At 61.4% G+C, this 9,841-nt stretch carries 10 protein-coding genes; 7 read left to right on the top strand and 3 right to left on the bottom strand.

The window, feature by feature from the left end; all coding sequences use genetic code 11:
• Positions 1–167: 167 nt before the first annotated feature.
• Entirely contained in the window at positions 168–1,061 is an 894-nt protein-coding gene (locus C6558_RS41260) for a LysR family transcriptional regulator (RefSeq protein ID WP_107028696.1), read from the bottom strand.
• A 127-nt stretch (positions 1,062–1,188) separates the two neighbouring features.
• Here C6558_RS41260 and C6558_RS36900 point away from each other — a divergent pair, with 127 nt between their 5' ends.
• The 7 genes from C6558_RS36900 to C6558_RS36930 all read left to right on the top strand — a co-directional run bounded on the left by C6558_RS36900 (position 1,189) and on the right by C6558_RS36930 (position 7,360).
• Positions 1,189–2,040, top strand: coding sequence for a transporter substrate-binding domain-containing protein (locus C6558_RS36900; protein ID WP_107028683.1), 852 nt, complete (start codon positions 1,189–1,191; stop codon positions 2,038–2,040).
• 92 nt (positions 2,041–2,132) lie between these two features.
• The gene (locus tag C6558_RS36905; protein WP_107028684.1) at positions 2,133–2,438 is read left to right on the top strand and encodes a (2Fe-2S)-binding protein; all 306 of its coding nucleotides are present in this window, start codon (positions 2,133–2,135) and stop codon (positions 2,436–2,438) included.
• A 38-nt stretch (positions 2,439–2,476) separates the two neighbouring features.
• Positions 2,477–3,964, top strand: coding sequence for an NAD(P)/FAD-dependent oxidoreductase (locus tag C6558_RS36910; protein WP_107028685.1), 1,488 nt, complete (start codon positions 2,477–2,479; stop codon positions 3,962–3,964).
• Entirely contained in the window at positions 3,957–5,123 is a 1,167-nt protein-coding gene (locus C6558_RS36915; protein ID WP_107028686.1) for an FAD-binding oxidoreductase, read from the top strand. The genes C6558_RS36910 and C6558_RS36915 overlap by 8 nt, the downstream gene beginning before the upstream one ends.
• Positions 5,120–5,833, top strand: coding sequence for an ABC transporter permease (locus C6558_RS36920; RefSeq protein WP_107028687.1), 714 nt, complete (start codon positions 5,120–5,122; stop codon positions 5,831–5,833). Before C6558_RS36915 ends, C6558_RS36920 begins: the two co-directional genes overlap by 4 nt.
• Before the next feature lie 2 nt (positions 5,834–5,835).
• Positions 5,836–6,528, top strand: a complete 693-nt coding sequence (locus C6558_RS36925) for an ABC transporter permease (RefSeq protein WP_107028688.1) — start codon at positions 5,836–5,838, stop codon at positions 6,526–6,528.
• A gap of 22 nt (positions 6,529–6,550) precedes the next feature.
• Positions 6,551–7,360, top strand: a complete 810-nt coding sequence (locus C6558_RS36930) for an ABC transporter ATP-binding protein (RefSeq protein WP_107028689.1) — start codon at positions 6,551–6,553, stop codon at positions 7,358–7,360.
• A 157-nt stretch (positions 7,361–7,517) separates the two neighbouring features.
• Here C6558_RS36930 and C6558_RS36935 read toward each other — a convergent pair whose 3' ends face one another.
• Both C6558_RS36935 and C6558_RS36940 read right to left on the bottom strand, forming a co-directional pair.
• Entirely contained in the window at positions 7,518–8,480 is a 963-nt protein-coding gene (locus C6558_RS36935) for an SDR family NAD(P)-dependent oxidoreductase (RefSeq protein ID WP_245449333.1), read from the bottom strand.
• 477 nt (positions 8,481–8,957) lie between these two features.
• On the bottom strand, positions 8,958–9,841 hold an 884-nt coding region (locus tag C6558_RS36940; protein ID WP_107028690.1), incomplete at its 5' end, for an IS256 family transposase.

Below are 9,841 nucleotides of genomic sequence, written 5' to 3' on the forward strand. Positions count from 1 at the left end.
CAGGCGGGTGTCATAAGTTTGTTTATTTATTTGCACGTTCATAAAGAGCTATATCGCATGCATTCGTCATTTATGATGGCGGATGGTCGATTTGACAGGAGCCCGACGAAACGCTCGCGGATCGACATTTTATCGGACGGGTAGATCGCATATCCTCGTTCGGCGCTTCACACCATTCTCATCGATGTGCGCGCTGCTTCTTGCAGCGCTTTTTCCAAATGTAGGATGGCCGGGCGTTGCGGCCGGCCGGTGGGACGTTCGAGATAGTAGTGGCCCGGACCAGCCATTCTTGGGACGAGGGGACAGATCGCCAGCCTCAATGCGGTCAGCAGCGGGCCGCATACCGGCAAGTGGCCGATCGCCAGGCCGAGACCCTGGCTGACCATGGTTAGTGCGAGCGGCGTGGTATCGACGGTCTCGAGCCGCAGACGGCGGTCGTCCACCGGGCCAAAATTATGTCTGAGCAGTGTGCTCCACCCCACCGCATGCGATGCCACGTCGAACAGCTTGAACGATAGTAATGCTTCAAGACTATCGACGCGCGCCAGATCCTCCTCCCGGCACACGACGACGTGGGACATGCCCATGAGCCACATGGGATGGCGGACCAGATGCGGCTCCTCCCCGAACCGAATCATCATGTCGGATTCCGTCTTGCGCAATGTCCCCTCCATCAGGAGATCGACACGGATGGAGGGATGCCGAGTCTCGAACTCTGCCAGCACCTGGGGGAGCCAGCTCATGGCCATCAACTGGCTGGCGAGAAGACAGACCCGCTCCACCCGAGCCAGCGCGAACAGGGACGCCGCCTTGGTTTCGATGGCCCCCAGCGAGACCTGAACGGTCGGAAGGAAATCGCTTCCTTCCGTCGTCAGCACGATCCGGTTCGCCTTACGCTCGAAAAGGGCGCTACGCAGATGCGTTTCCAGCGCCAGTACTTGCTGGCTGACAGCCGCCGCGGACATGTTCAGCTCCTTGCCGGCGCGCGCGAAACTTTGATGCCGGGCGGCGGCTTCAAAGACACGGAGCCAGTTGAGAGAGGGGATGAGAGGCGCCTTCATGACTCCGAGCATAAGTTGGGCTTAGCCTGAGATCAATAAGATACCATATCCACCTCATCTCCATTCGATGGCATCGTGCCGCATCAGATTTAGGAAAAGTCTGGCATAAAAAATAAAGGGAACGATTATGGGAACGATGCGCAGCATACTGCTTGCCCTTGTCCTGGCGCCATGTCTCGCAGGTGGGGCCGGCGCACAGGAATTACCAACGAAAATCTCCATCGCGACTGAGGGTGCCTATCCGCCCTGGAACTTTGCAAAGGCCGATGGCGGGCTCGACGGATATGAGATCGATCTGATCCAGGCGCTCTGCACGCGAATGAAGATCGAGTGTGCCGTGACTGCCCAGGAGTGGAACGGGATTATTCCCGGTCTAACGGTCGGCAAATATGACGCCATCATGGCCTCCATGGGAGTAACCGAAGAGCGCAAGAAGGTCATTGCGTTTTCCAAACCTTACGCAAAAGCGCCTAACGGCTTTCTGGCCACAGGCGACGGCGAGCTGAAAGACCTGCCGGAAACCGGCAAGGCCTTCGATCTTGCGGCCTCTCCCAAGGAAGCGGAAGCCGCAATCGCCGAGCTGAAGGCAAAACTGGCGGGTAGGATCGTCGGCGTGCAGACCGGGTCCACCGCCGCCAAATTCGCCGAGCAATATCTCAAGGATCTCGATATTCGTGATTATCCCTCCTTCGAGCAGCTCGGTCTGGAACTGACCGCCGGCCGGATCGATCTTGCCGTGGCAAACGTGACCGCGTTCAAGGCGGTCATCGATGCCAATGCCAAGGGCGCTCTGGTTCTGACCGGGCCGACCTTTGCGGGCGGTGTTCTTGGTCTAGGCACCATCAACGTCGCTCTCCGTCAGGACGACGACGTCCTGCGCAAGGCGTTCGATACCGCGATCGATGCCCTCAATACCGACGGAACCAACAAGGCGCTGACGGAGAAATGGTTCGGCGTGGACATTTCCATCCACGAATAAGCCAGTCCGGCCCCTTTCGTCCTTTGGGGGAGGGGGCCGTCCCGTCCGGCATCACGGTGCCGGCGTTCATGGATTCATAAACAGGTGCCGACATGTTCAGGCCTATCGGTTCCGCCGAGGCGACGATCACTGTTTTTCTCGATGGCAGGCCGCTTTCTGCGCGTGCAGGCGAGACGATTGCTGCCTGTCTGCTGAGAGCGGGCGTGCCGCATTTCCGTACGACGCCCGTCAGCGGCGCGAGGCGGCTGCCCTTTTGCATGATCGGTCATTGTTACGACTGTCTGATCGAAATCGAGGGGGTCGGCAGTCGTCAGGCCTGCTTGGTGTATGTCGAAAACGGAATGAGGCTGCGCACGCAATGGGGCCCGGCCACCATCGAAGAAGGTGTCAGGCCATGATAGCAACGGCAATGCCTGTGCAAGCGGAGCCCCCCTCGATGGATACCGATGCGATTGTCGTCGGCGCAGGCCCGGCGGGCCTGTCGGCGGCGATCAATCTCGCGTTTGCAGGCCTGCGCGTCATTGTCCTCGACATGCAGGCAACGCCCGGTGGGCAGATCTTCCGGGCGCTGGAAACCAATTTAGCGGACAGGCCGGGGACGGACGGCCTGCTTCAGGCGCTGGGCCCGACCTATCGCGCGGGTCAGCGCCTCCTCGAACGGTTCAGGCAGATGCCGGGCATCGACTATCGTCCGGGTACCACGGTTTGGGATGTCAGGGCGGATGGGACGGTCGGATGGTTGAAGCAGGACCAGGCCGGCTACCTACGTGCGCCGCACGTCATTCTCGCCAACGGCGCGATGGAGCGGCCCGTTCCGTTTCCGGGCTGGACCCTGCCGGGCGTCATGACCGCCGGCGCCGTTCAGACCCTGATCAAATCGGGTCGCCTGCAACCGGATGGCCGCGTCGTGCTTGTCGGTACCGGTCCCTTGATTTTCCTCCTGGCGGACCAACTGCGCCGCCTGGGGGGCAGGCCGCGTCTGATCGCGCGCACTGATACGGTGAAAGACAAGCTCGCCGCTTTGCCAAAGCTACGCCTCTCCGCACTGCCCACCCTGCTCAAGGGACTGTCATGGCTTGCCCGGTTGCGCCTTGCCGGCGTGCCCATGCCGTGCGGCATTACCGACCTTCAAGCCTATGGCACCGAAGCCCTTACCTCCGTCAGTATGACGGCGGGCGGCAAGCGACTCGAACTCGATTGTGATCTTCTCGTGGTCCATGACGGCATCGTGCCCTTGACAGATCTGGCCCATAGCGCGGGCATCGCGCTTGACTGGGTGGAAGCGGATGCAAGCTGGCGTCCAAGCACGGCCCCGGACGGTGAGGCGCGGCTTGCGGCCGGTCCGGCCTTGACATCGGGACCCTGTCGGGTGCGAATCACGGGCGATGCGCGACTGATCGGCGGCGCGGATGCCGCCATCGCCCATGGTCGTCGGACGGCGCGAGCAATCCTTGCAGAGCGGGAACGGCTCCCGCTTGGAACAGGTGCGACATCCACAGCCGAGGCGGCGGTGAAGAAGAGTCTCGCCGCCCGTCCTTTCATCGATGCGGCATTTCCGCCCGGCCTGTCCGCCCGGCTGCCGGACAACGCCACCATCGTCTGCCGATGCGAGGAGATCTCGGCGGGCGCCTTGCGCGAGATGATCCGTGCGGGCGCAAGGGACATGAATTTCATCCGGGGATTGACGCGCTGCGGCATGGGTCCATGCCAGGGCCGGACCTGTTCTGCAACATTGGCGCGGCTAGTTGCGGAGACGGCGCCGCAGAACGCCATGCCGCCGGGCCCGTTCCGCGCGCGACCGCCGGTCCGCCCGCTCCCCTTGATAGCGCTGGCCAATCTGTCGGGCGTCGATCCCGAACTTGCTCAGGTTGTTTCGCTCGAGGACAAGCCGGACGCCGCAATCGAGGATGTTCTCCATGCGTAGCGCGGTCGGGGATGAGGTCCTAATCGTCGGTGGCGGCCTTCAGGGCTGTTCGATTGCTTTGTTCCTTGCGCGGTCTGGTAGGCAGGTGACGGTCATTGATCAGACTGTGGCTGGTCGCCACGCATCGGGTGTCAATGCGGGCGGGCTTCGTCTGCTCCTGCGCGACGTGCGCGAATATCCCTTGTCGCAGCGCGCCATGGAGATGTGGGCGACACTCGGCGACTGTGTCGGCGAAGACGCAGCCTTAAGCTGCGAGGTTCGACTGGGATCCGCCCAGATCGCGCTTGCGATGAATGCAGGGGAAATGGACTGGGCTCGTCAGCGACATCGGAGCATGACTCGGCGCAATATTCATTCCGAGGAACTGATCGGCCCGCAAGAGCTGCAGCACTGGCTTCCGGGCCTTGCTCCAAGGGCACTCGGCGGCCTCATTTCGCGGGGAGACGGACATGCCAATCCGGCCAATAGCGTCCGTGCTTTCCGCAAGGCGGCCGAGACCGCCGGGGTGCGTTTTGTCGAGAACTGCACCCTGCGGGGCCTGCGCAGGACGGAAGCCGGACCGTGGGTCGTCACCACCGATAACGGAAGGCGGGAGGCGGACGTCGTGATCAATTGTGCCGGAGCATGGGGATCGAGGGTCGCCGCGCTCGTGGGCGAAGACCTGCCGATCAAGGTCATGGCACTTACGATGATGGTGACCGCGCGGGTAAAACCCTTCGTGACGCCCGTCGTTATCGGCATCGATCAGCCGCTCTCCTTCAAGCAGAGCGCCGTCGGCTCGCTTGTGATCGGCGGCGGAATTTCTGGAAAACCCTGCCTTGAGGAAGGCACATCCTTCACGGTGATGGACCGCATGGCCTCCGCCGCCAGGGCGACCATCGCGGCGTTTCCATCTCTTTCCGGCGTGCCGATCGTCAGGACTTGGACAGGCCTCGAGGGCGCGACCTTCGACGGGGTTCCCTATATCGGTCCCAGCTGTCGTCATGCCGGCCTGTGGCATGTCTTCGGATTTTGCGGACATGGCTTCCAGATTTCCCCGGCGGTCGGCGAGGCGGTTGCCCGCTCCATTCTTTCGGGAGAGCTGGACGACGCCCTTAGACCCTTCGCGGTGGATCGTTTTGCCACTCCTATCGCGCCCGTCGGGGAGGCCTTGTCATGACGTTTTCGATCTGGGGTCTCTTGAGTGTGGGGCCCGAAGGCTGGGGCCTCGCCTTGCTAAGTGCGGCAGGGGTCACGGTCTCCGCAGCGCTGTGCGGCTTTCTTTTGGGCGGCGTGCTCGGCATCGGCGGTGCCTTTCTAAAGCTGTCGCAATGGACGGGCCTGCGCGTCGTCGGCCAGTTCTACACCACCGTGTTCAGGGGTGTGCCGGAAATTCTGGTTGTCTACCTGTTCTATTTCGGTGGTAGCGTCGTTTTCACCCGTGTCATGAATCTGGGCGGCTGGCCGGGTTTTTACTCGCTACCCGCTTTCGTGATCGGGGTCATCGCCGTCGGCATCGTCTCGGGTGCCTATCAGACGGAAGCGTTCCGTTCCGCTTATCTGCGGCTAGATCGCGGTCAGATCGAAGCCGGAGCCTCCTGCGGAATGCCGACAATGCTGCTGTTGCGGCGCATCATCGCCCCGCAGACCCTGCGCTTCGCCCTGCCTGCCCTCGGCAATATCTGGCAGTCCGCGCTGAAGGAAACGGCGTTGCTGTCCGTCATCGGATTGACCGAGCTTTTGAGGCAGGCCGGCGTGGCGGCCGGATCGACCCGGCAGCCGCTGCTCTTCTACGCCGTTGCCGCCTTGATGTTCCTGATCATCGGGCGCGTGACGGGCCTTGCGCTGAAACGCATGGAATATCATCTCGCCCGGCCCTGGAGACGCTGATCATGCATTGGCCATTTCTCACGGACGTCCTGCGTCAACTTTTGTCGGGCCTGCCGCTGACACTTCAGCTCGCCGCCGCGTCCCTGTCGATCGGATTCGTTCTGGCCGTCCTGGTGGCCGCCGCGGCCGGCTGCCGGATCGCGCCGTTGCGCTGGATGGCCGGGAGCTATGTCGAGCTGTTTCGAGGCACGCCGCTGCTGGTCCAGATCTTCTTCATCTACTACGGACTCGGGCAGATCGGTGTCATTCGTCACTCGTTCTTCTGGCCGCTTCTGAGGGAGCCTTATTGGTGTGCGGTGCTGGCGCTTGCCCTCAACACTTCGGCCTATACCGCGGAAATCATAAGGGGTGCGATAGAGGCGGTTCCGGCCGGCGAGATCGAGGCGGGCAAGGCCTGCGGCATGTCTGGTTTGCGGCTTCGCCGGCGGATCGTCTGGCCGATCGCCCTCAGGCAGGGTCTGCCGGTCTATGCCAGCGAAGCCATACTCATGATTAAGGCGACCTCGCTGGCATCGATCATCACCCTCACCGAACTGACCGGGATTGCCCACAACCTGATAGCATCCACCTATCGCGTGATGGAGGTCTTCATCGTGACTGGCTCGATCTATCTCGCTCTCACCTTCTGCCTGACCGCCGCCTTTTCCGTCATGGAACGCAGGCTGCAGGCGCATCACGCCCATCGCCGGACGTGACCTGACATCGAACGGAGAAAACATGGCTTCCGCCCCCAGCTCAGTCGGCATTCCCGGTGCTCAGGCCCATCCTGCCATTGCCGTCGAAGGTCTTCACAAACATTACGGGATCGTCGAGGTCCTCAAGGGCATTGATTTTCAGGCACAGGAAGGCGAGGTCATCTCCATTCTGGGTGCTTCGGGTTCCGGCAAGTCAACGTTCCTTCGCTGCCTCAATCTTCTTGAGCTGCCGTCTGCCGGCGGACTGCGGATATTTGGCGAAGAGGTCAGGCTTCGGGCCGGAAACAGGCAGCTGCGCGTTGCCGACCGCAAACAGGTCGATCGCCTGCGTACGCAGGTGTCGATGGTGTTTCAGAACTTCTGCCTCTGGACCCATATGACCGTGCTGGACAATTTGATGGAGGCACCCGTCCATGTGCAAAAGCGCAACCGCGCCGAAGTGCGCGAGGAAGCGCAGGCAATGCTGGAACGGGTCGGGTTGGCGGACAGGGCGGGGGCTTATCCCGCGCAACTTTCCGGCGGCCAGCAGCAAAGGGCGGCCATTGCCCGTGCGCTGGTGATGAAGCCGCGGGCTCTTCTCTTCGACGAGCCGACATCCGCTCTGGATCCCGAACTGGTGGGAGAGGTCCTCAAGGTCATGCGGGATCTAGCCGCCGAAGGACGAACCATGCTGATCGTGACGCACGAAATGGCCTTCGCCCGCGATGTGTCCAGCCGGATCGTGTTTCTCGAACAAGGCAAGATCGAAGCGGAAGGATCGCCTCGCGCACTCTTTGGAGGTGGCATAAGCAAGCGGTTCGACCAGTTCGTCTTGCGGTTCAACAAGGGATGACGGCATAGCCGATACACGCGGATCGGCCGGACTCCGGTCGCCCAGGTGCATTCTCTTCGTTAGGCGAGATTGCTGCGTTTATGAAAGCCAGCGCGCTTGCAAATGCGCAAATCACGCGTTTCTTCCAGTTTAATGCCTTGATTGGTTGAACACGATCCTAGAAGCGCTCCTTGACCAATTCTTCGCTGATCTTCCAAAGAAGTTTGGCGCGTTCGGGATCAACCGCATATACATGGAGCCCTTCGTCAGCGGCATCACGAGGTCCTTCAATGATGTCGCCGACATGGCAATTCTCGCAATAGCGCCCGCCGACCTTGGAGGCCTCTGCCACGAAACCGGCCCAAACCGATGTTGCCGCACCCTCCGGTATAGTCTTGTACCTGAACGGGGACTTACCGGTCGCGGCTCTCTCGACGTTCAAGTCTTCAAGCATCTTGTCGATGCCGCTCTGGTCGATATGGCGAGACAGCTCTGTCCTGATGACGCCTGGATGCACCGAAGTGGCGCGTACGCCGCGCTCCCTGTGACGGCGGTCGAACTCGATGCCAAATAGGATGCACGCGGTTTTCGACCGCCCGTAGGATACAAAAGGGTCATAGGGCGTGTGGTCGTAGTTAAGGTCATCCAGATCGATGTCGGAAAAACGGTGGGCGGCGGAAGCCACAATGACCAGTCGCCCTCCCGGAGAAATCCACGGCGCGATGCGATTGGTAAGAACGAAATGTCCAAGGTGATTCGTGCCGAACTGTGTTTCGAAACCATCTGCAGTGCGTCCGAACACATTGTTGATAAGGACATCGAACTTCCGTCCGTCTAAGATTAGAGCATCGGCGCAGGCCCGCACGCTTGTGAGAGAGGCGAGATCCAACTCAATGAGTTCGATCTTTCCGCCGTCGCGGGCGTCGGGAAGGACCGGGGCTATGGCTTTCTCTGCTTTATCGAGATTGCGAGCCGTTCCAATGACATGGGCTCCGCGTGAGGCGAGAACACGCGCCGTTTCTACACCCAAGCCCGCGGAAACGCCGGTAACAAGTACACGCTTTCCGGCAAGGTTGACCGCGTTAAGAACATCTTCAGCGGTCGAGAATTCGTCAAACTTGGCCATTTCATCATGCTCCATGAAAATAATCCTCTCAATCAGAGTGACACAGTCCGTTTGGGGAACCCGGGTACATCAGGCGGAGGGAACAAGCGGAGAACGGTCCCTTAGGTTAGAAGCGATAGTTCCCTGTAAGACCGACCATCGTTATCGTCTGCGCCGGTCCCGTTTCTCGGATAAATTTGCCGGAATCGAAGGCGCTCACCAAAGCTGACAGGTTCAACTCCAGTGTCGGCAGTGTCCGAACCAGGAAACACGGCCAGCCCGCGGGTGATCGCGCCTGCAACGTCGGTTGCAACCCTGCCGATTGAGGTCGATGTTGTCATTCTCAGATGCGAGGCGGTAGTCCCGCTTCACGCCAAACGGTGTCACGCAACTAGCAACGCGGTTCAGGAAATCCACGATCTCCGGACTATGCGGAAGTTGCCGAGATCATGTCCCAGGGAGTGGTGTAGGTGGCGGCTGGGTCGCCGCGTACTCCGGCATGGGCCGGGATGATCAGCGCGCCACGGCTGGCAGGCTGATGAGCGGATCATCGCTCATCTGGCTGATGGTTTCCAGCGTCATGTATCTGGCGCGCTGCACAGCCCATTCGTCGTTCTGCTCGAGCAGGATCGCGCCGACGAGGCGGACGATGGCGTCATCATTGGGGAAGATGCCGACGACCTCGGTCCTGCGTTTGATTTCGCCGTTGAGGCGCTCGATCGGGTTGGTCGAGTGCAGCTTGGCGCGGTGCTCCTTCGGGAAGGTCATGTAGGCGAGAACGTCTTCTTCGGCATCATCCATGATGACGGCGAGCTTGGGCACCTTCGGCCGGATCTGGTCGGCGACGGCACGCCATTGGGCGCTTGCGGCTTCCGGCGTCTCCTGGGCGAAGGCGGTGGCGATGAAGGCGGAGACGACACGGCGGCCGCTCTTGCCGGCGTGGGCGAGAACGTTGCGCATGAAGTGGACCCGGCAGCGCTGCCAGGTCGCGCTGAGCACCTTGGTGACGGCGGCCTTCAGGCCTTCGTGGGCGTCGGAGACGACCAGCTTGACGCCTCTGAGGCCACGGCGGGTCAGCTTGCGTAGGAACTCGGTCCAGATCGGCTCGGCCTCGGAGGTGCCGACCTCCATGCCCAGCACCTCCCGGCGACCGTCGCTGTTGACACCGACGGCGATGATCACGGCGACGGAGACGATCCGGCCGCCGCGGCGGACCTTCAGGTAGGTGGCATCGATCCATAGATATGGCCAGTCGCCCTCGATCGGCCGATCGAGGAAGGCCTTGACCTTGCCGTCGATCTCCTCGCACAGCCGGCTGACCTGGCTCTTGGAGATGCCACTCATGCCCATGGCCTTGACCAGATCGTCGACCGAGCGGGTCGAGATTCCCTGCACAT

It is taken from the genome of Ensifer sp. NM-2, from assembly GCF_003024455.1.
In the GTDB taxonomy this organism is placed as follows: domain Bacteria; phylum Pseudomonadota; class Alphaproteobacteria; order Rhizobiales; family Rhizobiaceae; genus Ensifer; species Ensifer canadensis.

What these genes read in the sequence shown, in the direction of transcription:
- C6558_RS41260 (WP_107028696.1), bottom strand. Translation starts at nt 1,061, where the DNA reads ATGAAGGCGCCTCTCATCCCCTCTCTCAACTGGCTCCGTGTCTTTGAA.
- C6558_RS36900 (WP_107028683.1), top strand. Translation starts at nt 1,189, where the DNA reads ATGGGAACGATGCGCAGCATACTGCTTGCCCTTGTCCTGGCGCCATGT.
- C6558_RS36905 (WP_107028684.1), top strand. Translation starts at nt 2,133, where the DNA reads ATGTTCAGGCCTATCGGTTCCGCCGAGGCGACGATCACTGTTTTTCTC.
- C6558_RS36910 (WP_107028685.1), top strand. Translation starts at nt 2,477, where the DNA reads ATGGATACCGATGCGATTGTCGTCGGCGCAGGCCCGGCGGGCCTGTCG.
- C6558_RS36915 (WP_107028686.1), top strand. Translation starts at nt 3,957, where the DNA reads ATGCGTAGCGCGGTCGGGGATGAGGTCCTAATCGTCGGTGGCGGCCTT.
- C6558_RS36920 (WP_107028687.1), top strand. Translation starts at nt 5,120, where the DNA reads ATGACGTTTTCGATCTGGGGTCTCTTGAGTGTGGGGCCCGAAGGCTGG.
- C6558_RS36925 (WP_107028688.1), top strand. Translation starts at nt 5,836, where the DNA reads ATGCATTGGCCATTTCTCACGGACGTCCTGCGTCAACTTTTGTCGGGC.
- C6558_RS36930 (WP_107028689.1), top strand. Translation starts at nt 6,551, where the DNA reads ATGGCTTCCGCCCCCAGCTCAGTCGGCATTCCCGGTGCTCAGGCCCAT.
- C6558_RS36935 (WP_245449333.1), bottom strand. Translation starts at nt 8,480, where the DNA reads ATGGAGCATGATGAAATGGCCAAGTTTGACGAATTCTCGACCGCTGAA.